Genomic DNA, 26876 nt, shown 5'->3' with positions numbered 1-26876 from the left:
GCGCAGGCGAGCACCAAAAAAACAGAGCCGGGAGCGCTTCAATCAGAAGTAACTCCCGGCTCCGGTGATGCTTTATTTGTATACGACGGCCTGCCCGCCTGCGGCTCTATTGTCTGCTTTCTACCGCAATACGCTCGCCATTGCGCAAGGGGTATGCGGGCGATGTGGCAGGGCTAAGGTCTTCCTCCCGATCGGAGCCCACATGAAAGTAAAGGCTTTTGTGCTCGGTAGCCAGGTAGCGCATAAGCGTGTAAATGAACAGCACTACCCCAAACATTTCCATTACCTCTTCAACAGTAGCCATAAGGGCAAAGGTGAGGTCTATCTCACCGGTCTTGGAAAAGTAGTAACTGCCCAGGAGTTCCAGCCCCAGCGCACCCCCTATAAAAATGGCTGCCGACAGGATCATGAGGGTACGGGTCTGCCCGGGCAGTATCTTAAATACAAAGCGTGCATACAGGCCTGCCAGTGCAAGCAGCAGCAGCGCATAAGGGATTACCCAGGCAAAATGGAGGGCACCCGAGGTTTCCAGCGCATTTCTGATGGGGCCGTTGAAGCGCTCGTGCAGGCTGGTGATCTCATCTACCGATAGAAAAAGAAAAACTGCCGCCATGCCATGCCAGTACCAGTGCTCTTTATTACCGTCCTTGCGCTTGGCGGTTGCAATTAGCAGCAGCAGCAGGGAGCAGGTTAGCAGCATCAGCGACGAAAAGAGGGTAGGAATATTATGCTCCTGATCCATATTAAAGAGATCCACCAGGCCATAGGCCGTGGCATTCAGGTAATAGTTGGCATATACGCCAAAGATCAGGTGCATGATCAGCAACAGGGCAATTACACTGCAAAGAATACCAAATACCGTTTTTGGCTTACTTGTGATTAGCATATAGGGAAAAATTATAAAGCTCGGTTTCAAAAAAAATAGTGCAGCAGTGGTAGTATACTGAACACCCCCGCCCGATCATGCCGGTTGCCACTTTCAAACTAGAGCAGGAGGTTGAAGAAACGCCCTGTGACCTCTTTATACCTATTACTTTTGTATTACGAAAAAGTTAAGATTTTGCTGCCAAATTCCAGCATAATAGGCAGCAGTTTGTAAAATAATTTTTTTGAATCTACCCTTTTTTAACCCATAACGGGCTACCTATGGTGCAACCTTAAGGGCGGAACCCTTCGTAGCAAGCCCGCCAGCTGCCGGGAGGGGGGCACCCATTGCTGAACCAGCCTTAGGAAATGCGTCCCTGAGAAGCCAGCTGGGGGTGCATGCCGGGCTCCGAAAGGGTGGGATGGGACTTCTGCCTGGCTACCGGCGCTAAGGGAATGGCCGCTGCTTCGGACTTCAGGTGTAGCTCAACTCCCTTCAGATGGTAGGCGATGTAGTGGAAAAGGGTATACAGGAAAAGCAGGATACCGATCATCTCCATGGCTTCTTCAAGCGCAATAAGCATGGCAAAGTTAAAGTCGAGCACGCCGGTTATAGTAAAGTAATAGCTCTCTACCGCCTCCAGACCAATAGCGGCTGTTACAAAAACAGCGGCAGCCAGGATAACCCGTTGCCGCACATAAAGGGGCAGCCCGAATAGAAAGCGGAGGTAGGCAATTCCCACCAGCAGCACCAACAGGCTATAGGGGATGATCCAGACAAAGAAATTCTCGCCCTGCAGGTTCATGTACTGCCGGGTTTTTATGGAAACGGTCTCATGGATCATCAGGGATTCATCCAGGCTCATGAACAGAAAAAGGGCAGAAAGACCAGCCCAGTGCCATACCCACTTGAGCCCTCTTTTCTTGTGTATGATAGCGATCAGGGCAAGCACCAGGCTACAGCACAGGAGCTGCATGCTGGAAAAAAAGGTAGGGAAGTTATTTTCGCTGGCAAAATTAAAATACTCCAGGGTATAATAGGAGCCGGTATGCCGGAAGTAATAGAAGATGACCAAGCCGGCAATATGGGCAAGGATCAGAAGGGCAATGATGCTTCCAAAGAGGTAGATGATGTAATTTGGACGTAAGCGGATCGTCATCGGAGCGAGGGTTAGGAATAGGCCAGGCTGCTGGCAGCTTTCAGGCAATTGCCCGGTAATATGCCCGGCAGCAGCTGCTCTCTGCAGCGGGAACGGCCAAAGGGAGTGTATCTCCGGCCTAAGCAGGCAGTTCTTATAGATACTCGCTGTTCTTCCTAATTGTTATCAGAATATGAGCGAATTGTTAGGGATAGCCACTATTTCTTGCCAAATAGTACGCCAGTGACAAAAAACATGGTCTCAGGCGCCGGCTTTGAGTGAGGCATTGCTTGTTGAACTGGCTACCCGGGAATCTGAGCCACAGGCACTAACCCGTATACAGGTGCCGCCTATAAATGAACCAGCCCTGCAGGGGATGCAGGGCTGGTTCGTATACGGGATAGCAGTGAAGCTTCGGAGTCGGCAGTTTATTCTACCGTCACATCAAAGGCGCTGTTTAAGATCTTGCCTTCCCGCTTCATCTGCAGGTATACCCGGTAACGGCCTGCACTTGGAAAGGAATAGGGGAAGGAAACCACCGCATGCTCGGGATGCTCCGGATCGCTGAGACTGCCATGTTCCATATCGCCCATCAGCCGCTTTTCCCGCTCGGCAGCCGGCAGGGCATTCAGGCTGGCCACCATCCGGTCAATGCTATCGGCAAATACCTGCGGCTTGGGCAGCTTATCCCATTGCACAGGGCCGCTCTCGTTCTGGAAGCGGGCCAGCATGGTTTGCTGAGAAGCCATGGAATAGGTGCCTACCGGATGCAGGTGAATGTATACGCTGGCATCTTCCTTAAAAACTACTGCATGCCCCATCATGCCCAGGTAAGGCTCCAGTTGGGCTGGTTTCCCTTCCGGATCCTGTATGGCAAAGGTGAGGGAATAGAGCTTGCCGGCCAGAAACTTCTGCTCTTTGGGCAGCTCCCAGGTGGCGGTAGAGCCATCGGCCAGCGTGGTTTGCATGCCGGGGCTGCCACAGACAATAATGTCACTGCCGGGTAGCTTAGCCTGCTGGCTGCTGGGGGTGATGGCGCTGGTAACATAATAGGTGTCATCGCGGTCCATGAGCAGGGAGTCCGACCAGGCCGCCAGCAGCGCTTCACTGGGCGCGGGTATATCTACCGTATCGGGTATGGTTTCGCTAAAGCCGCTCAAGCGTGTAATATCGCTAAAGAGCAGGTAACGACCTGCCGGCAGCGGTGGCAGCACGGATTCAAAGGTAAGGGTATCACGGCGCTGGGGGTGCAGGTGGGCAAATACATCCAGGCTGCCGGAGCGGATCAGAAAGGTGTGCATCAGCTTGCCATGGTCGGGCATGAGGTAGCTCAGCCGGCGCGTCAGGTACAGGGTGTTGATCCGGCCGGAATCGATCTGGAAGCGCATTAGCTGGCGGTCACCGGCATCTTCTACAGTAGTTTGTGCCTGAAAAGGCTTGTATAAAAACCGCTGATAGTTGCTGGCCCAGCTATCCCACCAGCTTTTACCGCCCCAGAGCATCAGGGAGAGCACCACAAAGCCGGCTATGGCCCCCACCCAGCGCTTGCGGCGCAGGTTAGAGGGTACCGGGGCCCCGGGTTTTACCAGCCCGTCGCTGCTGCTGGCGCTGATGATGGTCACCATCAGGATCACCAGAAACAGGGCCAGGCCTGCCAGTACCCACCCCAGGCTGGGGTCCATGCTGTTCTGTGCGGTAGAGACCGCCATTACCGGCACCAGCAGCTTGCCTTCGCCCTGGCTGCCTACCACTTCCACCTCCAGGCTTGAGGTGCCGCCATTCATCAGCCAGATCTGGCCCTGGTAGTGGCCTGGCTCGCCGGCTACCGGCAGGGCTTCATCGGCCCGGGGGGTGCCTTCGCCCCCGGCATACCAGTAAATAGGTTTCAGAAAAATGGCTTCGGTGCCCTCGGCCTGCAGGTACACATCTACCGTAGCGGTGCCGGGAATTACTTCTGGCGGGCTTACCAGTACCGTAAGCCGGTAAGGGCCGGCACTGCCTTCCAGCGTTACGCCCGGGCTGCCGATATGACCCTGGCTGATGAGCGCCACCAAGGCCAGGGAAAGAAAGAAAAGGTATTTTTTCATGTTGATTGGTCTAAAACTAAAAAGCCAGCAGGAGCACTAGCGCATTACCCGTTTCATCCAGCCGCCCCAGGCAATGGCCAGGCGGCTGGAGAGCAGCCCTATTCCCAGCGCAATGCCCAGTCCGCTAAGCAGCTCCAGTCCGCTACTAACCATCCAGGGGCCGTATGCATAGCGAAACTCCCAGTTGGGGTCGGAGCCAAAGTACCAGGTTTCGGTACCAAAGAACCAGTTACGGGCCCATTCCGACATCAGGAAATCGCCAAACGGCCACTGCACCAGCAGCAGGGTAGCCAGAAAGGCAACTGCATAGGCCAGCGCCCGCAGCCAGCTGTTTTTATGGCTCATCCGCTGGCTAATCAGGTCAATGGCCAGGGCCGGCACAATCAGCAGCAGGGGAAAATCAAAGGCCTGAAAATGATCAATATGATTTAGCACCGGGCCCAGCAGGGGTTCTGCCGGAAACAGGGGCAAAATCCAGACCATCAGCATCATAAATACCATATACACCGCTGCCGTCTGTGTGGCGCCCCAGCGGCTGATGGAGGAAATAGACACCGCTACCAGCAGCAGCGGAAACAGCAGGGAGGCTACCTGGTAAAAGAGTACCCCATGCATATCATGCCGGCCCAGGTATTCCGAAGCCATGGTAAATACCATCGCCAGCAAGAAGCCGGAGGAAAGGGCAAAGAGCACATTCAGCAGCAGCTTCACCGTAGGGGGCAGCAAGTGGGCCGCCGTTTTGTTTTGGCGGGAAAGCACACTGAGCATGGCGCCAAACTGTATGGTGATCATGCCCAGCAGCAGTACGGTATGCGGGGGCGATAGAATGGTTACATCCAGGCCATAGGTATTGTGCCACCAGTCATCGAAGGGCGCCGAGGTAAGCATGGCAAAGGCACCCCAGATGCAGAAAAGGGCACCCAGGGAGCCGTAAAAAATACCCCAGAACTTAACGCTTTCGCCCCGTTGCTTAGGGGTGCCGGCAAAGCTGATCTTTAGCACGCGAATGCCGGAAAAGATCCCGGCGAGCACGCCGCCAAAATAAATGGCCAGGTGCGGGGCCGACAGCAGGCCATCCCGCCCAATACTCATGTGCCAGGAAATGTCCCAGACCAGCCCTACCATAATGCTGATAGAGGCTAGCACGGTGGCATAGAGGTAGAGGGGAATGTGGGCACCGCTGTCATTGGCCAGGGCCGGAGCCGCCTCGGTTTTAGGAATTACAAGTGAACCCATAGTGGATAAGGGGTGGTTTTGGCACAATATAAAGGTTTTGTGCGATAAAATGAATTCTTTGATATTCTCGGGACGCAATCTCCTCTTCAGGAGGAGCCTTCTCATTAGTCGGCCGCCTACACTGGAAGGGCGTACCTATCTAATGGCGCGTATAAGAGGGCCTTTACAACTTTCTTTATCTGGCAGCTTGTAGCCGGCCTCTTAACAGTTTAGATGTTTTGGCGGAGAGACACCCCTTTTTTGATCTGGCTCTGACCGCTGGCAGTCTGTTGTAGATCAGGGGCTAATTTTTTACCTTAGGGTCGGTTCCTGAATGAAGGAGATAGCTTTTCGGCGGCTGATTTCCATAGTCCAGATTCCAGGAGAGGAAGCTGCCCTGCTGCTTACCATGTTCTTCCAGATTCTTTCACTTTTTACACCACTCGCTTAGCGTTATGCGCCATTTATTCCTTGCCAGTGTATTGCTGGTGGCTGTTGCCTTGCCGGCCGATGCCCAGTCCCGAAAGCAGCAGGCCAATCAGAAAACAACCGAAAAGCCTCAGCATCTCCAGTCTGATACCTATCAGGCACTTCAGTTCAGAAGCGTGGGGCCGGCGGTTACTTCGGGCCGTATCTCCGATTTTGCCGTGCATCCGCAGAGTCCGGATCTCTACTATGTGGCCTCTTCTTCAGGGGGCGTCTGGAAAACCGAAAACCGGGGCACTACCTACGAACCGCTCTTTGACGGGCAGGGGAGCTACTCCATTGGCTGCGTAAGCCTGGACCCCTCCAACCCCAGCACCGTGTGGGTTGGTACGGGCGAAAACAACAACCAGCGCTCGGTAGGCTATGGCGATGGGGTGTATAAAAGCCTGGACGGCGGCAAAAGCTGGCAAAACATGGGTCTGAAAAACTCCGAGCACATTGCCAACATACTGGTAGACCCTACCAACAGCAACATCATCTGGGTAGCGGCCTATGGCCCCCTCTGGAGCAATGGCGGCGAGCGGGGCGTATACAAAAGCACCGATGGCGGCCAGAGCTGGAAGCTCATGAAAGAAGTAAGCCCCTATACCGGCTGCAACAATCTGGTGATGGACCCCCGCGATCCCAATACGCTCTACGCCGCCTTTCACCAGCGGCAGCGCTCGGTCTTTACCTACATCGGGGGCGGGCCCGAATCGGCCCTTTTCAAAACCACCGATGGGGGCCAGAGCTGGAAAAAGCTGGAAGGCGGCCTGCCCGGTGGTGATGTGGGCCGCATCGGCATCGATGTGTCGCCGGCCAATCCGGACGTGGTCTATGCTGTGGTAGAAGCGCCGGAGGATAAGGGGGGCATTTACCGCTCGGCCGATAGGGGTGCCAGCTGGAAGCGCCAGAGCGGCACCTTTACCAGTGGCAATTATTACCAGGAGCTAACCTGCGATCCGGTGAACCCGGACCGTATTTTCATTACCGATGTGTGGTACAAGGTAAGCGACGATGGGGGCATAACGGTGCGCAACCTGGGCGAGCTCAACAAGCACATCGACAACCACGCCATCTGGATCAACCCCAAAAACACCAATCACCTGCTGGTTGGTAGTGATGGAGGTATTTACGAAACCTGGGACTTTGCCAAAACCTGGCACTTTAAGCCCAACCTGCCGGTAGTGCAATTCTATAAAGTGGCCACCGACAATGCCGAACCCTTCTACCACATCCACGGCGGTACCCAGGACAACCTGAGCCTGGGCGGGCCCAGCCGCACCACCAGCGGCAATGGAATTGTGAATGCCGACTGGTACATCACCAGCATTGGCGATGGCTTCGAAAGCCAGGTAGACCCCACCGACCCCAACATCATTTATGCCCAGAGCCAGCATGGCGGCCTGGTGCGTTTCGACCGCCGCAGTGGCGAGTACCTCTACATCAAGCCCATGGAAGGCGAGGGGGAAGAACCCCTGCGCTGGAACTGGGATTCGCCCCTGCTCATCTCGCAACACCAGCCCAAGCGCCTCTACATTGGGGCCAGCAGGGTATACCGCACCGACGATCAGGGCAGCTCATGGCGTGCCATCAGTCCGGACCTGAGCCGGGGCATCGATCGCAACCGCCTGCCCATGATGGGCAGGATATGGAGCGTGGATGCCATTGCAAAAAACGGCTCTACCGACATTTATGGACAGACTACCACCATTGCCGAAAGCGGTCTGGATGAGCGGCTGCTCTGGGTAGGTACCGACGATGGCCTGCTGCACCTGACCCGCGATGGCGGCCAAAACTGGCAGAAGATCGACAATATTGCCGGTGCGCCCCGCCAAAGCTATGTGAACCAGGTAATTGCCTCCCTCCACGACAAAAATGTAGCCTACGTGGCCTTTAACCACCACCGCTACGGCGATTTTAAGCCCTACCTGTTCAAAACCAGCGATGGGGGTAAAAGCTGGCGGCCCCTGCATGCCAGCCTTCCCCAGCGGGGCAGCGTGTATACCATTGCCGAAGATCATGTAGACCCCAACCTGCTGTTTTGCGGCACCGAGTTTGGCGTATTCTTTAGCCAGGATGGCGGCAGCAATTGGGTGCCCCTTAAAAGCGGCCTGCCTACCATTGCCGTGCGGGATATCGAGATTCAGCGCCGGGAAAACGACCTGGTGCTGGGTACCTTTGGCAGGGGCTTTTATGTGCTGGATGATTATTCCCCCCTGCGGACGCTTAACGAGCAAAGCTTTGCCCAAGCTGCAGCTATACTTCCCATAAAAGACAGCTGGTTATTTGTAGAACGCTATCCATTGGGCCTGCGCGACAAAGGCCATCTGGGCAGCAGTTATTTTGCAGCAGCCAACCCACCGGTAGGACCTGTCTTTACCTACTACCTGCGCGAAGAACCCAAGACCCTGCGCAGCCGTCGCCGGGAGCTGGAGAAAGCGGCCCTAGATCGAAATGAAAGTATTTACTACCCCAGCCTGGACAGCCTGCGCCTGGAAGGGGACCAGCCCGAGCCTTACTTACTCTTTACCATCACCGATGGGGAAGGCAATGTAGTGCGCCATCTAAAAGCGCCAGCCAAAAAAGGATTGCAGCGTATAGTCTGGGATTTTCGTCATAATGTGCCCGCGCCGGTGACCAACCGTACCGTGCCCGCCCCCGATGAATTGTTTGGCTCTGCACCCAAAGGGCAGCTGGCCATCCCCGGAGAGTACCGGGTAAGCCTGAGCAAATATGAAGATGGGGTACTAAGCCCGCTCACCGAGGAGAAGCGCTTCCGGGTGAAGGCGCTGGGCGAAGCTACCTTTCAGGCGCAGGATTGGCAGGCGTACAAGGAGTTTACCGAGAATATCAGCCGCATGACCAAAGCCGTAAGCGCGGCTACCAACATCCAGAAGGAGCTTTTTGCCAACCTTACGCACATGCAAAATGCAGTGATGGACATGCCCGCCCCACCTGCTGAGGCCCTAAAGGAAATATACCAGCTGCAGCGCCGCCTGCTGCAGGTAAAACTACTACTGACCGGTGACGATGTGCGTGCCCGTCTGCAGTTCGAAACGCCCCCCTCCATTGCCGACCGCGTCGGTACCCTGCAGTACGGCATGTGGACCAGTACGGCCACCCCTCCGCAGGCCTACCGTGAATCCTATGCCATTGCGGCCCGGCAGTTTGGCCCGGTGCTTAGGCAGTTGCGCGAGATCGCCGATCAGGCAGACGCCCTGCAGAAAAAGCTGGAGCTATCCGGTGCGCCCTACACCCCGGGCCGTTGGCCGGAATGGACAGAGCAATAAGCATAGAAAAAAGGCGCCAGATTCTTATTGGCGCCTTTTTTCATATCGGATCAAGAAGTAGTTGCCTTTATGATGGCAAAATTTTAAGGCTATGAATAAATTAACAAATGGTATATATTTGTTTGATCTTTCACAAGATTTCCAACATCACGCCCTTAAAGCGTAGAGCTATCTTATACTTGCCATTATGAGGGAATATTTACTTCTAGTTCTAGTAACATTAATATGTTTATCCTGCGAAAAGGAGGAAGACATTCCTTCTGATATTCCAGTGATATCCTTCAAAGAATTTGAGTTTCGGAATCAAAACAACCCAAGTTTACTCGATACATTAAAGGTTACCTTTTCTTTTGTGGATGGGGGTGGAGATATAGGTTTACGCTGGGATGAAATAGCGCCTCCATACCATTCCTTTTATCTCTTTTACCTGGAGAATGGCCAGATGACTACAACACAGGATATCTATAGGACCGATCTCATAAAAATAGGCGATTTGCCTACCCTCCCTTCCTTTAACTGCGATGATTATGTGATACGGGATAGCCTTCCTTTTCAAGATACGGTGTATGTCCAAAAGAATGAGTTCTTTTATAATATCTTCGTAGATTTGTACGTAAAGGAGGGAAATGATTTTGAACTCTTCGATTTAACGTTGGGAGGGGCTTATTGTTATATAAACTTACATGGCCGATTGCCGCGCTTAGAAAACTATGCGCGTTCCGGTCAGCGGATTAAAGTTCCAGATTTAGGTAGTGGATTTGAGCTGCTGTTAGATGGGCTGTACAAAGGAGAAATCACCTATAATCTTACCAGTCGTTCCTTTAGACAAACTTTTGCTGGCAAAACCATTAAACTGAAACTCAGAATAGTCGACCGGAAATTGCAAAGCAGCAATGAGATTGAAACTTCGGAAATCACTTTCTCTTAGAAAGTAGGGTTCAATAGATAAAAAGTAAAAAGCACTACCCTTTTTGATAGGAGTAGTGCTTTTCTATCTGATGACTTTACAGAAGGATGCTGTTGGTTATATGTGCAACGCCCTATTTTCCGTAGCGGCCAGGCATGCTTCTTTCAGGGCTTCGGTAAAGGTGGGGTGGGCGTGGCTCATGCGCGATACATCTTCGGCAGAGGCACGGAACTCCATGGCTACCACGGCCTCGGCAATCATGTCAGCGGTGCGGGGACCTATCATGTGTACGCCCAGGATCTCGTCGGTTTGCTTATCGGCCAGTACTTTTACAAAGCCATCGGTATCCATAGAAGCACGGGCACGGCCGGAGGCTTTAAAGGGGAAACTGCCGGATTTAAACTCGCGGCCCATCTCCTTCAGCTGCTCTTCGGTGTAGCCTACAGCCGCCACCTCGGGCCAGGTATACACCACGCCGGGAATCAGGTTGTAGTTGATGTGTGGCTTCTGGCCGGCAATGGTTTCGGCTACAAATATCCCTTCTTCTTCAGCTTTGTGGGCCAGCATGGCGCCTTTCACCACATCGCCAATGGCATAGATGCCTGCTACATTGGTGCGCAGGTGATCGTCTACGGCCACACGGCCGCGCTCATCTACTTTTACCCCTGCCTTCTCCAGGCCAAGGCCCTGGGTATAGGGGCTGCGGCCTACGGATACCAGGCAGTAATCGCCGGTTATTTCAAGCTGCTCGCCTTTTTTGTTCTCGGCCCGCACCACTACTTCATCTCCTTTGCGCTCTACGCCGGTCACTTTGGTGCTGAGTTTTAAATCGAAGCCCAGCTGTTTTTTGAGCACCCGCTGCAGTTCTTTGCCCAAGGCAGCATCCATGCCGGGAATGATGCGGTCCAGGAATTCCACCACGGTTACCTTGGCACCCAGGCGGCCGTATACCGAGCCCAGTTCCATGCCAATGACCCCGCCGCCAATAACGATCAGGTGCTTGGGCACTTCCTTCAGCTCCAGGGCTTCGGTGCTGGTAATGATGCGCTCCTTATCCTGGGGGATAAAGGGCAGGGCCATGGGCTTGGAGCCGGTGGCGATAATGGTGTTTTTGGTCTGGAAGGTTTCTTCCTTGCCCTCACTACCCGTAACCTTAATGGTATTCTTATCGACGAACGAGCCCATGCCGGTCTTTACATCGATCTTGTTCTTCTTCATCAGGTAGTCGATGCCGGCTACGGTCTGCTTCACCACTTCCCGCTTGCGGCCGATCATCTGGCCCAGGTTTACCTGCAGGTCTTTCAGCTCGATGCCGTGCTCCTGAAAGGTATGAGAGGCGTTGAAGAAGTGCTCGGACGAATCGAGCAGGGCTTTGCTGGGAATGCAGCCTACGTTGAGGCAGGTGCCGCCCAGGGAAGTATATTTTTCAACGAGTGCGGTTTTGAGGCCCAGCTGTGCGCAGCGAATGGCCGCCACATAGCCTCCGGGTCCCGAACCGATTACGGTTACATCGTATTGCATTTGTTTAGTATTGGGTAGTTGGTATTGGGTAGTGAGACCGGCCGCTGAAACTAGCGAGGGAATTAATTCCCTCGCTAGTTTCAGCGGCCGGGGCTATCCCCTATACATTGAACAAGTATTAAACGCCCAGCAGCAGCCTGGTCGGATCTTCCAGAAGTTGTTTTACGCGCACCAGGAAGCTTACCGACTCCCGGCCGTCAATGATGCGGTGGTCGTAGCTCAGGGCTACATACATAATGGGGCGGATCACAATTTCGCCGTTTTCCACCACCGGACGCTCCACTATGTTGTGCATGCCCAGAATGGCGCTTTGCGGGGCGTTGATGATGGGAGTCGACATCATGGAACCAAATACTCCCCCATTGGTGATGGTGAAGGTGCCGCCCTGCATCTCTTCAATGCTGAGCTTGCCATCGCGGGCCTTTTTGGCCAGGCTCAGGATCTCTTTTTCGATCTGGGCAAAGCTCATGCTCTCGGCATTGCGCACCACGGGCACCACCAGGCCTTTGGGACTGGATACGGCAATGGATACATCTACAAAATCATTGTACACGATCTCGTTGCCATCGATCTGGGCATTTACGGCCGGCCACTCCTGCAGCGCTACGGTTACGGCTTTGGTAAAGAAGCTCATAAAGCCCAGGCCTACCTCGTGCTTCTCTTTGAACTGATCTTTGTATTTGCTACGAATGTCCATGATGGGCTTCATGTTCACCTCATTAAAGGTGGTGAGCATGGCCGTTTCGTTCTTTACACTTACCAGGCGGCGGCTAATGGTACGGCGCAGTGAGCTCATGCGCTCCCGGTTCTGTTGGCGGTTGCCCTGGCTGGCGGTAGTAGCGGCAGGCGCCTGCTCTTTTGATGAGGCTGCGGCTTGCTGCTGTTGCGGCTGGGCAGATTTCTGGGTGCCCGCCTGTGCATTCTGGGCATCTTCTTTGGTAATGCGGCCGCCTACGCCTGTGCCTTTAACGGCATCGGCACTAAGGCCTTTTTCGGCCAGGATCTTGCCGGCGGCCGGAGAGGGGTGTCCGCTGGCATAGCCCCCTTGTGAAGCGGCCTGAGCCTGCTGGCCCTGCGCCGGAGCGCTTTGCTGTTGGGTCTGCTGGCTGCTACCCCCCTGTGCGCCTGATCCGCTGCCGGACTGGCCGGCGCCTGCTTCGATCTGGCAGATCAGGGCGCCAATTTGCAGGGTTTCGCCTTCCTGTGCTTTAATGCGCAGCACACCGGCGGCCTCGGCCGGCAGCTCAAAGGTAGCCTTGTCGGATTCGATCTCGGCAATCACCTCATCCAGCTGTACAGGATCGCCATCCTGCTTCAGCCACTGGCCAATGGTTACTTCGGTAATCGACTCCCCTACGGTTGGTACTACCATGTCTATCAGTTGTCCCTGGCTACTGCCACCCTGGGCATTGGCGGCGGGGGCTGGTTTGCTGTCAGCGCCCTGATCGGCCGGCTTGGGTGTTTCCTGTTTGGCTTCGGCTTTGGCGCTGCCATTGCCACCGGCCGGGGCCGCACTCGGTGCCGCACCCGTTTCAATCACACACACTACCTCGCCAATGGGTACGGTTTCGCCTTCCTGAACCTTAATGCGCAGAATGCCGGCCTGCTCGGCAGCTAGCTCAAAGGTAGCTTTGTCTGATTCCAGTTCGGCAATGTTCTCGTCGCGCTCTACGTAGTCGCCGTCTTGTTTGAACCACTGGCCAATGGTAACTTCCGAGATGGATTCGCCCACCGTGGGCACTTTTATTTCTAGACTCATGGTATTGTAGGTAGGTACTTTAGGGTATGGATAAGGCTGAAAAGCAGGAGAGGGTACCCCTCTTTTGCTTTTCAGCCTGCTTAAAAATTACTTTGACTTGTTTCGGTGGTCAGGTTCGGCCTGGCGAGGCTCGGCCTGCATCACAGGCCCTGCATCGGTAGCGGGTAATTCGGGAGCCTGATCAATGGCAAAGGAGCGGTTTATCAGCTCTTCCTGCTCCTTGTTGTGCACCTTGTAGTAGCCGGTGGCAGGCGATGAGCTTGCCTTGCGGCCAATGAAGCGCACCGGGCGTGGGTATACCCGCAGGATAAAGTTCCAGGCGCCCATGTTGGCGGGTTCTTCCTGTACCCAGAACAGCTCGGCATTGGGATAGTTTTCCAGCTCGGCATCCAGGGCATTTTGCGGGAAGGGGTGCAGTTGCTCCAGGCGAATGATCGCTACATCCTGGCGCTTCTCGCTCTCCTGACGCTCCAGCAGATCGTAGTACACCTTGCCGGAGCAGAGCAGTACGCGCTTTACCCCCTCGCCCCGCACCTTGCTGTCGGGCAATATTTCCCGGAAGCGTCCTTCTGTAAGTTCGCTCATGGGGCTTACCACCCGGGGGTGGCGCAGCAGCGATTTGGGCGACATTACAATCAGGGGCTTGCGGAACGGCCATGCCAGCTGACGGCGCAGCAGGTGGAAGAAGTTGGCCGGCTCGGTTACATTGGCAACGATGATGTTGTTTTCGGCCGATAGCTGCAGAAAACGCTCCAGGCGGGCGCTGGAGTGCTCGGGTCCCTGGCCTTCGTAGCCGTGGGGCAGCAGCAGTACCAGACCGTTCATGCGCTGCCACTTGCTTTCACTGGGGGTCACAAACTGGTCGATCATCACCTGGGCACCGTTGGCAAAGTCGCCAAACTGGGCTTCCCAGATCACCAGCGCATGGGGGTTGGCCATGGCATAGCCAAACTCAAAGCCCATGGCGGCATACTCGCTCAGCAGGGAGTTGTAGACCCGGAAGGGTTCGGAGTTATCTTCCCGAATGTGATTGAGGCTGTTGTAGGCCTGGCCGGTCTTGGCATCGTGCAACACGGCATGGCGGTGCGAGAAGGTACCCCTTTCCACGTCCTGGCCTACCAGGCGCACCATATTTCCCTCCTCCAGCAGTGAGCCATAGGCCAGCAGCTCGGCGCCGGCCCAGTTTACTTCTTTCTGCTCAAAGAACATTTCTTTACGCTGTACCAGGGCCTTTTCAATTTGCTTGATGGGGCGGAAGCCCTGCGGCACCTTTACCAGTGCCTCGGCTACCTTGTGCAATACCTCCTGGGCTACGCCAGTTTCGGGCGACTGCTCAAAATCTTCGGGCTTGGAGCGGCGCAGGCTTTGCCAGGCTTGCTCCAGCTCCTGATACTGGTAGGGAAGGGGTTTTTGCTTTACCATGTCCAGGCGGTCCTGCAGCAGCTGGCGAAATTCCTCATCCATGCGCTGGGCCAGCTGGGCATCCACATCGCCGCGCTCCATCAGGCGCTTGTTATAAAACTCCCGCGGGTTGGCGTGCTTGCTGATAATATTATAGAGCTGCGGCTGGGTGAATTTGGGCTCGTCGCTCTCATTATGGCCATGGCGGCGGTAGCACACCATGTCAATGAAGATATCGTTGTTGAATTTCTGGCGGTATTCCACGGCCAGCTTCATACAGAAGACCACCGCCTCGGGATCATCGCCGTTTACGTGCAGCACGGGGGCATCTACCACCTTGGCTACATCGGTACAGTAAATGCTGGAGCGGGCATCATCATAATCGGTGGTAAAGCCCACCTGGTTGTTGATCACAAAGTGAATGGTGCCGCCCGTGGCATAGGCCTTGAGCTTGCTCATCTGAATAAGCTCATACACAATGCCCTGACCCGCTACGGCCGCATCGCCATGGATGAGGATGGGCAGCGTGCTGTTTACATCATTATTATATTGCCAGTCGATCTTGGCGCGGGCAAAGCCTTCCACTACCGGATCTACCGCCTCCAGGTGCGAGGGGTTGGGGGCCAGTTTCAGGTCAACCCGGTTGCCGCCCACATCTACCTGGCTGCTGTAGCCCATGTGGTATTTTACGTCGCCATCGCCCATGGTCAGGTCTACGTCATAGCCGCCCTCAAACTCGTTGAAGATCTGCTCGTAGGTTTTGCCCATGATGTTGGCCAGCACATTGAGGCGGCCGCGGTGGGCCATGCCAATCACTACTTCCTTTACGCCCAGCTCGCCGGCGCGGGTAATGCCTGCATCCAGGGCCGGGATGGTGCTTTCGCCCCCTTCCAGCGAAAAGCGCTTCTGTCCCAGGTATTTGGTGTGCAGAAAGTTCTCAAACACCACGGCCTCATTCAGCTTTTTGAGGATCTGTTTCTTTTCTTCCAGCGGGGGGTTGAACTTGAGGGCTTCTTCTTCGGCCTTGTTCTTGAACCACTCCAGCATGTCCGGGTTGCGGATATACATAAACTCAAAGCCCACAGTACCTACATAGATGTAGCGCAGCGCTTCTACAATCTTGCGCAGGGGGGCACGGCCAATACCAATTTCCTTGCCGGCATCAAACTCCTGATCCAGATCGGCTTCGGTCAGGCCAAAGTCTGTAATATCCAGATAGGCTTTGTGGTTGCGTCGCTCGCGCACCGGGTTGGTTTTGCTTTTCAGGTGGCCGCGGCTGCGGTAGGCATGGATCAGCTGGCTTACGTTCAGCTCTTTGGCATTGCCGCTGGAGATAGCGGGTGCAGCAGCTGCAGGAGTATCGGCCGCACGGGGCGATGCAGCTGTTTGCTGGCCGTTGCGCTCGGCGGTAGATTCGCCCCCGGGCAGCATGGGAAAGGCCTGCTGGGCAAAATCAAAGCCTTCAAAGAATTTTTGCCAGCTGGGGTCTACCGACTGGGGATCCGCCTGATAGGCCTGGTAGAGTTCTTCTAGGTAGTGGCCGTGGGCGTTGGCTATGTATGAGAATTTATCCATTGCTAAAAATCGTTTGGACAAAGCTAAAGAATCTGGTACACTAAGCAAAACCGCATATTCGCATAGGCGAATATTGGATATTTTCGATATTTTGGCAGGAGCGCCTACAATATAGTAAAGCAGAAAGCAAAAAAGTGTTTCGAGCAATTGAATGTTTAACACGCAGATCCCCTGGCTAACTCCTTGGGAATCTTCCGGATATTTTTCTATCTTTGCCCCCTGTTCAGCGCGGACGTGTTCCGCACCGAATCTATACTATATAATTTATGGCAGTTCGTATTCGTCTGGCCCGCAGAGGCCGCAAGAAACGCGCAATGTACGATGTAGTCGTTGCCGACGCTAGAGCACCACGGGATGGTCGCTTTATCGAGAAGATTGGTGTGTACAACCCCAATACAAACCCCGCTACGGTAGATATCAATACCGAAAAAGCATTTGACTGGGTAATGAAAGGCGCTCAGCCCTCTGATACCGTAGCCGCTATGCTCAAGTACCGGGGCATTCTGATGCGCAAGCACCTGCAAATTGGTGTAAACAAAGGCGCCATCACCCAGGAAGATGCCGATAAGCGTCTGGCCGACTGGCTGGAAGCCAAACAAGGCAAGATCCAGGGCAAAACCGAGCAACTGGCCTCTCAGCGCGATGCTGCTGCCAAAGCCCGTCTGGAGGCAGAGACCAAGGTGAAAGAAGCCCGTGCCGAAGCCCTGCGCAAAAAGCAGGAGGAAGCCAATGCGGCCCTTAATGCAAGTGAAGAAGAAGGTGCTGCCGGAGAAGAAGGAGCTGCCCAAGAAGGCGAGGCTACCGAAACGGCTGCAGAATAAGGAACTGGCATGCGTAAGGAAGAGTGTTACCAGTTAGGTACCATACAGAAGCCACATGGCTTACGGGGCGAGGTAGCAGTTTTTCTGGATGTTGATGATCCTTCCTTATATACAGAATTGGAATCAGTGTTCGTCGATCAGGGCGGACAACTGATTCCTTTTTTTATTGAAGGGGTAAATGTGCAGGCTCAGAAAGCCATTTTCAAATTTGAGGAAGTAGACAGTGTGGAAGCCGCCGGCAGCCTGACAGGCCGGGAGCTCTACCTGCCCCTGGCAGCCCTGCCGCCGCTGGAGGGCAATGCCTTTTACTACCATGAGATCATCGGCTTTCGGCTAGTGGATGTTACTTCCGGCGAGGTAGGAACCATCAGCGAGGTGATCAGCGGGCAGCAGGATCTGCTGGTGGCCGATCGGGCGGGCATTGAAATACTGGTGCCCCTGCATGACGAACTGATTGTACGCCTGGATCGGGAAAAGCAGGAACTGCACATGCAGCTGCCCGAAGGCTTACTGGATATTTACCTGGAGGCCTGATGCGCATCGACATCATAACCGTACTGCCCCGCCTGCTGGACAGTCCCTTTTCGCACTCCATCCTAAAACGGGCCCAGGACAAGGGCCTGGTAGAGGTGGTTGTGCATGATCTGCGGCCCTACAGCACCAACAAGCATAAATCAGTCGATGACTATGCCTATGGCGGTGGTGCCGGCATGGTGCTGCAGATAGAGCCCATTGTACGCTGCATTGAAGAGCTGCAGGCCCAGCGCTCCTACGATGAGCTCATCTACATGAGCCCCGATGGCGAAACCCTCAACCAGGGCATTGCCAACGAGCTAAGCCTGAAGAAGAACCTGCTGATCCTCTGCGGCCATTACAAAGGAGTAGATGAGCGGGTACGGCAGCACTTTATCACCCGGGAGATCAGCATAGGCGACTATGTGCTGAGCGGGGGAGAACTGGCGGCGGCGGTGCTTTCTGATAGCATCATTCGGCTGCTGCCCGGTGTGCTCAACGACGAAACCTCGGCCCTGAGTGATTCCTTTCAGGATGGGCTGCTGGCGCCGCCGGTCTATAGCCGTCCGGCCGATTTCAGGGGCTGGAAGGTGCCCGAGGTGCTGCTAAGCGGGCATGAAGGCAGGATTGAGGACTGGCGCCACCAACAGGCAGTAGCCCGCACGCAGCAGCGACGGCCCGATCTGCTGCAGGACGGCAGCAGCTCCGCTGAGGCCGGTAACTAAGAGCGCCCCTTCTGAGAAGAAGTGGCTCCCGGAACCCTTTACACCCAGTTGGCAGCAGCTTGTTGTAAAATTTTAATGTACTAGCATCAAGTAAAGAAAAAAAACTCTTATATTTGCGATTCCTTTTACGGAGGCAGAAAATTATAGCGATATGAGCGAGCTTATAAAATTTGTAGAGAAGGAGTACCAGCAAGTGCGGACAAACCTTCCTTCTTTCAAGGCCGGCGATACAATAAATGTACACGTTAAGATCCGCGAAGGTAACAAAGAGCGTATCCAGCAGTTTCAGGGTACCGTTATCCAGCGCAAGAATTCCGGCACCAATGGTGAGACCTTCACCGTGCGTAAAGTTTCCAACGGTGTAGGTGTAGAGCGTATCTTCCCCCTGCTGTCACCCAACATCGACAAGATCGAGCTGGTGCGCAGAGGACGCGTAAGAAGAGCCCGCCTGTACTACCTGCGTGGCCGTCAGGGCAAAGCAGCCAGGATCAAAGAACTGGTATAGTACCTACCTTAAAGCATTTTACAGAAGCCTTGCAGCAATGCAAGGCTTTTTTGTTTTGGTACCTATTTAATTGATGAAATTATGACTGAGGCTAATGATGAAGCTTAGATACCGAAATCGATTGCATAACGTCTATATTTCGAATCAATATGCCATTTTTATGACTTTTAAAACAAATTAAATTTTGCATTACAAGATATTTTCAAAATAATAATGTATAGATGTAATCGAATACTAATTGCTAAACTGAACTGAATAATTTTGCTTTATCTTTATAAAGTACAATATGTTGCAACATTGATATTTTAGTGCTAATTGTTATAGTGGCACTAATTAAAGGGGCTGAAAAAAGAAATTGACAAAATTTAGTTAATAATTTTGATCTTTCAGCAGAATAAAATACTTTGGTCTTGGATATCCAACTGTCCAAAAATTACAATTTTCCAATTTTAACCAATTTTTCAATGTTCAACACTCATTTTTCAATGAGAGCCGTGGCCGGTCTGTGCCTGGGCGCTCTCCTCGCCACTTCTGCCTGTAATACCGATCAGGAACAAGCCCTTGATCAGGACATACAGGATGCTCAGCAAAATGCGGCCATTATTGAAGGCAGCTACATCGTGGTTTTGAAGGAGGATGGTACTAACTCTGCCCGCCAATTACGCGACAAATCTTTTGCCAGTCGGGAAGATAAGGCAGAAGCCTTTGAAGCCAATCACCGCAAAGTAAGCGAAGGGGTAGATGCTATTCTGCGCAAGCACAGCATCGGCGCCGAAAACCTCAAGCATGTGTACAGCGCTACCCTGGCCGGCTTTGCCGCTACTCTTTCTAAAGAAGAAGTAGCCTCCCTGAAGCTCGATGATCGGGTAGACCGTATAGAGGCCGACATGCGCGTGGAGCTCAATCAGGTAAAAAGCCAGCCAGCCGAGAATGCCAGCGTACAGGCGCAGTCTACCCCCTGGGGCATTAGCCGGGTAGGCGGTGCTGTTAATTATGCCAATGGCTACTACTGGGCCTGGGTACTGGACACCGGCATTGACCTGGACCACCCAGACCTGAATGTGAACACCAGCTACAGCCGCTCATTTGTAGGCGGTACGGCCGATGACCAGAATGGCCATGGCACCCACGTAGCCGGCACCATTGCGGCCAAGAACAATACCATAGGGGTAGTAGGCGTAGCGGCCGGTGCTACCGTGGTATCGGTACGGGTACTGAATGCACAGGGCAGTGGCTCCATGTCAGGCATTCTGTCCGGTGTGGATTGGGTAAGCCGCAATGCCTACTCCGGTGATGTGGCCAACATGAGCCTGGGTGGTGGCGCCTATAGCACGCTGGATCAGGCGGTGATCAATGCCTCTAACCAGGGCATCTGGTTTGCCGTAGCTGCCGGTAACGAGTCACAAAATGCCAATAACGTATCGCCGGCACGTGCCAATGGCAGCCGCATCCGCACCGTTTCGGCCCATGACAGCAACGACCGCTTTGCTTCTTTCTCCAACTATGCCAACCCGCCCATTGACTTTTGCGCTCCGGGCGTAAGCATCTACTCTACCTGGCTCAATGGCGGGTACAGAACCATTAGCGGTACTTCCATGGCCACGCCACACGTAGCCGGCATCATGCTGGTAAACAGTGGTACGGTAAACACCAGAGGCTATGTAACGGGCGATCCCGACGGAAATGCCGATCGCCTGGCACGTCGCTAAGCAGATTTACATCCCTGATCCACTAATAAATAGCCGCTCCTACGGGAGCGGCTATCTTGTTTTATTATCTTTGCAGCGAACTGGCCTGTTTTCCGAGTGGAGGTGCAGGCCTTTAGTAGTGACCATCCTATGGCTGTAATACACTTTTATAAATACCAGGGTACCGGCAACGATTTTATCATGATCGATAACCGGCAGGAGGTAGTGGATAAAACCGACCTTGCGCTGGTGAAGCAGCTCTGCCACCGCCGCTATGGTATTGGGGCCGATGGGCTCATCCTGATTGAAAACAGCCAGGAGACCGATTTTGAGATGATCTATTTCAACTCAGACGGTTCCAAGAGCTTTTGCGGCAATGGCAGCCGCTGTGCCGTAAGCTTTGCCAACTACCTGGGCATGGTGGGCGACAATGCCGAATTTAAGGCCATTGATGGCTTTCATGAAGCCTACATCATGCAGGATCAGGTGTTTTTGCGCATGCGCAATGTAGAGAAGGTAGAGCAGTTTGAAGAAGACATGTTCATCAATACGGGATCACCTCACTACATCCGGTTTGTGAAAGAACTGGCGGCCATGGATGTGGTGGAAGAGGGCCGCAAGATCCGCAACTCCGAGCTGTACAAAGCCGAAGGCACCAATGTAAACTTTGTGGAGCCCACCCAGGAGGGCAAGTTGTACGTACGTACCTATGAGCGGGGGGTAGAGGATGAAACCCTCTCCTGCGGCACGGGCGTAACCGCAGCGGCGCTGGCCAGCACCTACCTGGGCTACAGCTCACCGGTAAAGCTGCTGACCCCCGGCGGCCAGCTGCAGGTAGCCTTTAAGACCAAGGGCAATGATCAGTTTACCGACATTTACCTGTCAGGGCCGGCCACTTTTGTGTTTAAGGGAGAAATAAATATCTGACAAGCTGGCAGGCGCACCATTTGGGGTGGCCTACTGTTAAATAAGGTATTATATTTGCTGATTCTCTTACCCATAGTCCCGGGCCTGAGCCGGCACCATAGAGATCACAAGATAAAGCAGTAATTTAATTGGGGATTGACCTTCTGATATGTTAGATTTTATAACCAAGAGTATACAGAAACTGGTAGGCAGTAAGTCGGAGCGCGATGTGAAACTGGTGCTGCCCATGGTGGACCGGGTAAACGAGGAGTACAAAAAGCTTAGCAGCCTGTCTGACGACGCCCTGCGCAACCGCACCCAGGAAATCCAGTCTACGATTGACAGCGCCCTGCGCAACATCGATGATCAGCTGGAAGCCCTGCACAAACAGGTAGCCGATCAGCCCAACCTGGATATCGATCAGAAAGAAGCACTTTTTAACAGAATCGATAAACTTGAGGTAGAGCGCAACACCGAGCTGGAAAAAATTCTGCTGGAGGTGCTTCCCCAGGCCTTTGCCGTGGTGCGCGAAACCGCCCGCCGCTGGAAGGAGAATGGAAAACTGGTGGTAACTGCTACCCAATATGACCGCGAATATGCCGCCACCCACCCCCATGTGCAGATAGAGGGCGACACCGCTACCTGGAAGGGCGAGTGGATGGCCGCCGGCAGCCTCATGAAATGGGAAATGGTGCACTACGATGTGCAGCTGATTGGTGGCATAGTCCTGCACCAGGGTAAAATTGCCGAGATGGCCACTGGTGAGGGTAAAACCCTGGTAGCCACCCTGCCCGCTTTTCTGAATGCCCTGGCCCGCCGCGGGGTGCACATCGTAACGGTAAACGATTACCTGGCCCGCCGCGACTCCGAGTGGATGGGACCCCTCTTTAACTTCCACGGCCTGAGCTGCGACTGTATTGACAAGCACCAGCCCAACAGCGAAGCCCGCCGCAAGGCCTACCGTGCCGACATTACCTACGGTACCAACAACGAATTTGGGTTTGACTACCTGCGCGATAACATGGCCCGCAGCCCCGAGGATCTGGTGCAGCGCAAGCACCACTACGCCATGGTGGATGAGGTAGACTCCGTACTGGTAGACGAAGCCCGTACCCCCCTGATCATTTCCGGCCCGGTGCCCCGCGGCGATGAGCATGAATTCTATGAGCTGAAGCCCCGCGTGGCCCGCCTGGTAGAAGCCCAGCGCAAACTGGTGACCGGCCTGCTGCAGGAAGCTAAAAAAGGACTGAACGAAAATGTAAAAAGCGAGGAAGCAGGCCTGGCCCTGTTCCGCGCATACAGAGGATTTCCCAAATACAAGCCGCTGATCAAATTCCTGAGTGAGCCTGGCATCCGCAATGTGCTGCAGCGCACCGAGGGGGTCTATCTGGCCGATAACCAGAAGATGATGCCCGAGGCCGACAAGGAGCTGTACTTTACCATTGATGAGAAGCACAATACCATTGAGCTGACCGAAAAAGGCATTGACCTGATCACCGGCGCCGGCGAAGATCCGCACTTCTTCATTATGCCTGATATCGGCACCGAAATTGCCAAGCTGGAGCATAACACCAGCCTGAGCGATGAGGAGAAGCTGACACAAAAAGATACCCTTATCAAAGATTACGGTACCAAATCGCAGCGCATCCATACGGTTAACCAGCTGCTGAAGGCCTACTCACTCTTTGAGAAAGATACCGAGTACATCATTCAGGAGGGCAAGATCAAGATTGTGGATGAGCAGACCGGCCGGGTAATGGAAGGCCGCCGCTATTCCGATGGTCTGCACCAGGCCATTGAGGCAAAGGAAAATGTAAAGGTGGAAGATGCCACCCAAACCTATGCCACCATTACCCTGCAGAACTACTTCCGGATGTACCATAAGCTGGCCGGTATGACCGGTACGGCCGAAACCGAAGCCGGCGAGTTCTGGGATATCTATAAGCTGGATGTGGTGGTGATCCCCACCAATCGCCCCATTGTGCGGGACGACCGCGAGGACCTGGTATACAAAACCACCCGCGAGAAATTCAATGCCGTAGCCAAAGAAGTGGAAGAGCTGCGCAATGCCGGCCGCCCCATTCTGGTGGGTACTACTTCGGTAGAAATTTCCGAGCTGCTTAGCCGCATGCTCAAGCTGCGCAACATTCCCCATCAGGTACTCAACGCCAAACAGCACCAGCGCGAAGCCGAAATTGTAGCCGAAGCCGGTAAGCCGGGCACCGTTACCATTGCCACCAACATGGCCGGCCGTGGTACCGACATTAAGCTGGCGCCCGAGTCTAAAGCGGCAGGGGGTCTGGCCATTATTGGTACCGAGCGCCACGAGTCGCGGCGGGTAGACCGCCAGCTGCGCGGCCGCTCCGGCCGTCAGGGTGACCCCGGCTCCAGCCAGTTTTTTGTGTCACTGGAAGATAACCTGATGCGCCTGTTCGGCTCCGACCGCATTGCCCGCCTGATGGACCGCATGGGCTATGAAGAAGGGGAGGTGATCCAGCATTCCATGATCACCAAATCCATTGAGCGCGCCCAGAAGAAGGTAGAGGAGAACAACTTTGCCATGCGCAAGCGCCTGCTGGAGTATGATGATGTGATGAACTCGCAGCGGGAGGTGATCTACCGCCGGCGCAAAAACGCCCTCTATGGCGAGCGTCTGCAGCTGGACATCATGAATATGCTCTATCAGGTAAGCGAAGACCTGATCCAGAATGCCAAGGGAGCCGATGATTACGACAACCTGAAGCTGAACGTGCTGGGCATCCTGGGCTTTGATTACCAGCTGGATGAGCAGAGCTTCCGCAAAGGAAACGCAGCCACACTGGCCGAGAACCTCTACAACAAGGCCTATGCCCACTACAATGCCAAGAACCAGCGCATTGCCGAGCAGGCCCTGCCGGTTATCAAACAGGTGCAGGAAGAGCGCGGTGCCCTGGTGAAGAACATTGTGGTGCCCTTTACCGATGGCAAGCGCCAAATAGGCGTAGAGGCCGGCCTGGAACGCACCCTGAGCACAGAGGGACAGGAGCTGATCCTTTCTATGGAGAAGGCCATTACCCTCTCCATCATTGACATGCTCTGGAAAGACCACCTGCGGGATATGGACGACCTGAAGCAATCGGTGCAGAATGCAGTGTACGAGCAGAAAGACCCCTTGCTGATCTATAAATTTGAGGCCTTTGAGCTGTTCAAGCGCTTCATAGGCCGGGTAAATGAGGAAACCATCTCCTTCCTGATCAAGGCCAACCTGCCCATGCGGGAACCCAACATGGTGCAGGAAGCGCAAATGCAGCGCATGCGCCAGCAACAGCAGCGCCTTCAGGAGAAGAAGGAAGAAAGTGAGTCGCTGGTGAGTGGAGGAGGGGGCGTGCCCCAGGGGGCTGCTACCCAAACGGCCCAGAAGGTTGCCCCGGTAAAATCTGCCAAGGTGGCCGGCCGCAATGATCGGGTAAGCGTGCAGTATGCTGATGGTTCTATCAAGAAAAATGTAAAGTTCAAGCTCGTAGAGGAAGACATTAAAGCCAGCCGCTGCGTAATCATAGAAACCGAAGACTAATTCCTGTTGGGGAAAACCGCAGGCATTCTGCGGTTTTTTCTTACGGAGGCTAACCCTGCTAAAAAATTTACGCTATACTAGCTACGTTTTTTATATGTGCCTCCAGACCTTTTCCGTTATGAGACAATTCCGCCTGCCCAAACGATATAGTATGATGTGGTTTATGATGCTGGGCCTGTACTTTAGCTGTGCCGGCCCGGGACAGTCGCCTCAGCAGATCTCCTATACCGAAGATCTGTCCGGCCTACGCCGTGGAGAAGAATTTAAAGTAGCTGATGCCACGCCTACACCTGCCCAACCCTCGGCCGAGCAGCCTACGGGTACTACCACCGGTACCGTGCTGGCCCGCCGTGATGTAACCAGCCAGCTGGATAACCTGCTGACGGCCTCTGCCGAAGAAAACCGCAAGATAAAATCAGTGCCGGGCTTTACCATACAGGTCTATCTGGGCACCAGCAGGGAAGCGGCCAACATGGCCCAGCGCCAGGTGTACATGGCCCTGCCCGATGCCCGGCCCGAAATTCGCTTTGTGCAGCCCAACTACCGGGTGTTTGTAGGCAAGTTTGTAGACCGGCTGGAGGCCCAGCAGATGTATGCCGACCTGCGCAGCGAATTTCCCAATGCATTGATCATTCCGGACCGGATCCAGATCAACGACTAAACCTCTTACAGACAGCAGCCCAACAGCTGCTGTTTTCATTTAGCAATACCCTAACCCGCACATCTATGGAACTACTGCAGCGCGTAAAAGCCCTGGCTGCCCAGTATGAGCAGGATCTGGTGGCCGATCGCCGCCACCTTCATGCCCACCCCGAACTCTCCTTTCAGGAGTTTGAAACGGCTGCTTTTGTACAGGAGCGCCTAAAAAGCTGGGGCATTCCCTTTCAGGCGCCGGTAGCCAATACGGGGGTGGTTGGTACCATAGCAGGAAAAAACCCGGGCAAAAAGCTCATTGCCCTGCGGGGCGATATGGATGCCCTGCCCATACTGGAGGCCAATGAAGTGCCTTACCGCTCTACCCGGCAGGGGGTGATGCATGCCTGCGGACATGATGTGCACACCACCTCCCTGCTGGGTGCTGCCCGCATCCTGAATTCACTCAAAGACCAATTCGAGGGAACCGTGCGCCTGATCTTTCAGCCAGGAGAAGAAGTAGCTCCCGGCGGTGCTTCGCACATGATCCGGGAGGGGGTGCTCAAAAATCCCGAGCCCGCCGCCATTGTAGGGCAGCATGTGATGCCGCTGATCCCGGTAGGAAAAGTAGGCTTTCGGGAGGGCATGTACATGGCCTCGGCCGATGAGCTGTATGTAACAGTAAAGGGTAAGGGAGGCCATGGCGCCATGCCCGAGCATAACATTGATCCGGTGCTGATATCGGCCCATATCCTGGTAGCGCTGCAGCAGATTGTAAGCCGCTTTGCCAACCCCAAGGTGCCCTCCGTACTCTCCTTTGGGAAGGTGATTGCCAATGGCGCTACCAATGTAATTCCCAATGAAGTAAAGCTGGAGGGCACCTTCCGTACCATGGACGAGAAGTGGCGGGCCGAAGCCCACAAGCGCATGAAGAAAATGGCCGAAAGCATTGCCGAAGGCATGGGCGGCAGCTGTGAGTTTGAGATCCGCATAGGCTACCCCTACCTGGTGAATGAGCCAGAGCTGACCCGGCAGGCCCGGGCGGCGGCCGTGGAATACCTGGGCGAAGAGAATGTAGTAGACCTGGACCTCTGGATGGCAGCCGAAGATTTCAGCTATTACTCCCATGAAGTAGATGCCTGCTTTTACCGCCTGGGTACCCGCAATGAGGCTAGGGGTATCACGGCCTCGGTACATACCCCTACCTTTGATATAGATGAAGCGGCCCTGCCCATTGGTGCGGGCCTGATGGCCTGGATTGCCCTGCGGCAGCTTGGCAGCTAAGGGGCGGGTACTCTATACATAC

Annotated in this window: 18 protein-coding genes; 11 read left to right on the top strand and 7 right to left on the bottom strand. The window is 54.3% G+C overall.

Annotated elements, in window-relative coordinates; translation table 11 throughout:
- Window positions 1–106: 106 nt before the first annotated feature.
- The 4 genes from ADICEAN_RS04855 to ADICEAN_RS04840 all read right to left on the bottom strand — a co-directional run bounded on the left by ADICEAN_RS04855 (window position 107) and on the right by ADICEAN_RS04840 (window position 5326).
- A complete protein-coding gene (locus ADICEAN_RS04855) occupies window positions 107–886 on the bottom strand; it encodes a hypothetical protein (RefSeq protein WP_009194417.1) in 780 nt (259 codons plus the stop codon).
- Between the two features lie 340 nt (window positions 887–1226).
- Window positions 1227–2024: a hypothetical protein gene (locus ADICEAN_RS04850; RefSeq protein WP_009194416.1), complete on the bottom strand. Its 798-nt coding sequence runs from the start codon at window positions 2022–2024 to the stop codon at window positions 1227–1229.
- A gap of 407 nt (window positions 2025–2431) precedes the next feature.
- Complete coding sequence (locus tag ADICEAN_RS04845) at window positions 2432–4090, bottom strand: hypothetical protein (protein ID WP_009194415.1); 1659 nt, start codon at window positions 4088–4090, stop codon at window positions 2432–2434.
- Between the two features lie 36 nt (window positions 4091–4126).
- Window positions 4127–5326 (bottom strand): hypothetical protein, encoded by a 1200-nt coding sequence (locus ADICEAN_RS04840; RefSeq protein ID WP_009194414.1) that lies wholly within the window; start codon window positions 5324–5326, stop codon window positions 4127–4129.
- Window positions 5327–5760: 434 nt separating this feature from the next.
- On the opposite strand from ADICEAN_RS04840, the gene ADICEAN_RS04835 reads away from it, so the two are divergent.
- Together ADICEAN_RS04835 and ADICEAN_RS04830 are read left to right on the top strand one after the other, a co-directional pair.
- Window positions 5761–9063 (top strand): VPS10 domain-containing protein, encoded by a 3303-nt coding sequence (locus ADICEAN_RS04835; RefSeq protein WP_009194413.1) that lies wholly within the window; start codon window positions 5761–5763, stop codon window positions 9061–9063.
- A gap of 187 nt (window positions 9064–9250) precedes the next feature.
- Window positions 9251–9991 (top strand): hypothetical protein, encoded by a 741-nt coding sequence (locus ADICEAN_RS04830; RefSeq protein ID WP_009194412.1) that lies wholly within the window; start codon window positions 9251–9253, stop codon window positions 9989–9991.
- 96 nt (window positions 9992–10087) lie between these two features.
- On the opposite strand, the gene lpdA is transcribed toward ADICEAN_RS04830, so the two are convergent.
- The 3 genes from lpdA to ADICEAN_RS04815 all read right to left on the bottom strand — a co-directional run bounded on the left by lpdA (window position 10088) and on the right by ADICEAN_RS04815 (window position 16226).
- Entirely contained in the window at window positions 10088–11491 is a 1404-nt protein-coding gene (lpdA, locus tag ADICEAN_RS04825) for a dihydrolipoyl dehydrogenase (protein ID WP_009194411.1), read from the bottom strand.
- Window positions 11492–11609: 118 nt separating this feature from the next.
- The gene (gene odhB / locus ADICEAN_RS04820; RefSeq protein WP_009194410.1) at window positions 11610–13250 is read right to left on the bottom strand and encodes a 2-oxoglutarate dehydrogenase complex dihydrolipoyllysine-residue succinyltransferase; all 1641 of its coding nucleotides are present in this window, start codon (window positions 13248–13250) and stop codon (window positions 11610–11612) included.
- A gap of 87 nt (window positions 13251–13337) precedes the next feature.
- A complete protein-coding gene (locus ADICEAN_RS04815; protein ID WP_009194409.1) occupies window positions 13338–16226 on the bottom strand; it encodes a 2-oxoglutarate dehydrogenase E1 component in 2889 nt (962 codons plus the stop codon).
- Between the two features lie 266 nt (window positions 16227–16492).
- Here ADICEAN_RS04815 and ADICEAN_RS04810 point away from each other — a divergent pair, with 266 nt between their 5' ends.
- The 9 genes from ADICEAN_RS04810 to ADICEAN_RS04770 all read left to right on the top strand — a co-directional run bounded on the left by ADICEAN_RS04810 (window position 16493) and on the right by ADICEAN_RS04770 (window position 26854).
- A complete protein-coding gene (locus ADICEAN_RS04810; RefSeq protein ID WP_009194408.1) occupies window positions 16493–17047 on the top strand; it encodes a 30S ribosomal protein S16 in 555 nt (184 codons plus the stop codon).
- A 9-nt stretch (window positions 17048–17056) separates the two neighbouring features.
- Window positions 17057–17581 (top strand): ribosome maturation factor RimM, encoded by a 525-nt coding sequence (rimM, locus tag ADICEAN_RS04805; protein WP_009194407.1) that lies wholly within the window; start codon window positions 17057–17059, stop codon window positions 17579–17581.
- Window positions 17581–18285, top strand: coding sequence for a tRNA (guanosine(37)-N1)-methyltransferase TrmD (trmD, locus tag ADICEAN_RS04800; protein ID WP_009194406.1), 705 nt, complete (start codon window positions 17581–17583; stop codon window positions 18283–18285). The genes rimM and trmD overlap by 1 nt, the downstream gene beginning before the upstream one ends.
- 151 nt (window positions 18286–18436) lie before the next feature.
- Window positions 18437–18790: a 50S ribosomal protein L19 gene (gene rplS / locus ADICEAN_RS04795; RefSeq protein ID WP_009194405.1), complete on the top strand. Its 354-nt coding sequence runs from the start codon at window positions 18437–18439 to the stop codon at window positions 18788–18790.
- Between the two features lie 485 nt (window positions 18791–19275).
- The gene (locus ADICEAN_RS04790) at window positions 19276–20499 is read left to right on the top strand and encodes a S8 family peptidase (RefSeq protein WP_009194404.1); all 1224 of its coding nucleotides are present in this window, start codon (window positions 19276–19278) and stop codon (window positions 20497–20499) included.
- Window positions 20500–20628: 129 nt separating this feature from the next.
- Entirely contained in the window at window positions 20629–21405 is a 777-nt protein-coding gene (gene dapF, locus ADICEAN_RS04785; RefSeq protein WP_040396258.1) for a diaminopimelate epimerase, read from the top strand.
- A 148-nt stretch (window positions 21406–21553) separates the two neighbouring features.
- Complete coding sequence (secA, locus tag ADICEAN_RS04780) at window positions 21554–24937, top strand: preprotein translocase subunit SecA (RefSeq protein WP_009194402.1); 3384 nt, start codon at window positions 21554–21556, stop codon at window positions 24935–24937.
- 118 nt (window positions 24938–25055) lie between these two features.
- A complete protein-coding gene (locus tag ADICEAN_RS04775) occupies window positions 25056–25598 on the top strand; it encodes an SPOR domain-containing protein (protein ID WP_161622662.1) in 543 nt (180 codons plus the stop codon).
- Between the two features lie 65 nt (window positions 25599–25663).
- Window positions 25664–26854: a M20 metallopeptidase family protein gene (locus tag ADICEAN_RS04770; protein ID WP_009194400.1), complete on the top strand. Its 1191-nt coding sequence runs from the start codon at window positions 25664–25666 to the stop codon at window positions 26852–26854.
- Window positions 26855–26876: the final 22 nt, after the last annotated feature.

The organism is Cesiribacter andamanensis AMV16, assembly GCF_000348925.1.
GTDB classification, from domain to species: Bacteria; Bacteroidota; Bacteroidia; order Cytophagales; family Cyclobacteriaceae; genus Cesiribacter; species Cesiribacter andamanensis.
This window is presented reverse-complemented; position numbering and strand designations above follow the sequence as displayed.

What these genes read in the sequence shown, in the direction of transcription:
- ADICEAN_RS04855 (WP_009194417.1), bottom strand. Translation starts at nt 886, where the DNA reads ATGCTAATCACAAGTAAGCCAAAAACGGTATTTGGTATTCTTTGCAGT.
- ADICEAN_RS04850 (WP_009194416.1), bottom strand. Translation starts at nt 2,024, where the DNA reads ATGACGATCCGCTTACGTCCAAATTACATCATCTACCTCTTTGGAAGC.
- ADICEAN_RS04845 (WP_009194415.1), bottom strand. Translation starts at nt 4,090, where the DNA reads ATGAAAAAATACCTTTTCTTTCTTTCCCTGGCCTTGGTGGCGCTCATC.
- ADICEAN_RS04840 (WP_009194414.1), bottom strand. Translation starts at nt 5,326, where the DNA reads ATGGGTTCACTTGTAATTCCTAAAACCGAGGCGGCTCCGGCCCTGGCC.
- ADICEAN_RS04835 (WP_009194413.1), top strand. Translation starts at nt 5,761, where the DNA reads ATGCGCCATTTATTCCTTGCCAGTGTATTGCTGGTGGCTGTTGCCTTG.
- ADICEAN_RS04830 (WP_009194412.1), top strand. Translation starts at nt 9,251, where the DNA reads ATGAGGGAATATTTACTTCTAGTTCTAGTAACATTAATATGTTTATCC.
- lpdA (WP_009194411.1), bottom strand. Translation starts at nt 11,491, where the DNA reads ATGCAATACGATGTAACCGTAATCGGTTCGGGACCCGGAGGCTATGTG.
- odhB (WP_009194410.1), bottom strand. Translation starts at nt 13,250, where the DNA reads ATGAGTCTAGAAATAAAAGTGCCCACGGTGGGCGAATCCATCTCGGAA.
- ADICEAN_RS04815 (WP_009194409.1), bottom strand. Translation starts at nt 16,226, where the DNA reads ATGGATAAATTCTCATACATAGCCAACGCCCACGGCCACTACCTAGAA.
- ADICEAN_RS04810 (WP_009194408.1), top strand. Translation starts at nt 16,493, where the DNA reads ATGGCAGTTCGTATTCGTCTGGCCCGCAGAGGCCGCAAGAAACGCGCA.
- rimM (WP_009194407.1), top strand. Translation starts at nt 17,057, where the DNA reads ATGCGTAAGGAAGAGTGTTACCAGTTAGGTACCATACAGAAGCCACAT.
- trmD (WP_009194406.1), top strand. Translation starts at nt 17,581, where the DNA reads ATGCGCATCGACATCATAACCGTACTGCCCCGCCTGCTGGACAGTCCC.
- rplS (WP_009194405.1), top strand. Translation starts at nt 18,437, where the DNA reads ATGAGCGAGCTTATAAAATTTGTAGAGAAGGAGTACCAGCAAGTGCGG.
- ADICEAN_RS04790 (WP_009194404.1), top strand. Translation starts at nt 19,276, where the DNA reads ATGAGAGCCGTGGCCGGTCTGTGCCTGGGCGCTCTCCTCGCCACTTCT.
- dapF (WP_040396258.1), top strand. Translation starts at nt 20,629, where the DNA reads ATGGCTGTAATACACTTTTATAAATACCAGGGTACCGGCAACGATTTT.
- secA (WP_009194402.1), top strand. Translation starts at nt 21,554, where the DNA reads ATGTTAGATTTTATAACCAAGAGTATACAGAAACTGGTAGGCAGTAAG.
- ADICEAN_RS04775 (WP_161622662.1), top strand. Translation starts at nt 25,056, where the DNA reads ATGAGACAATTCCGCCTGCCCAAACGATATAGTATGATGTGGTTTATG.
- ADICEAN_RS04770 (WP_009194400.1), top strand. Translation starts at nt 25,664, where the DNA reads ATGGAACTACTGCAGCGCGTAAAAGCCCTGGCTGCCCAGTATGAGCAG.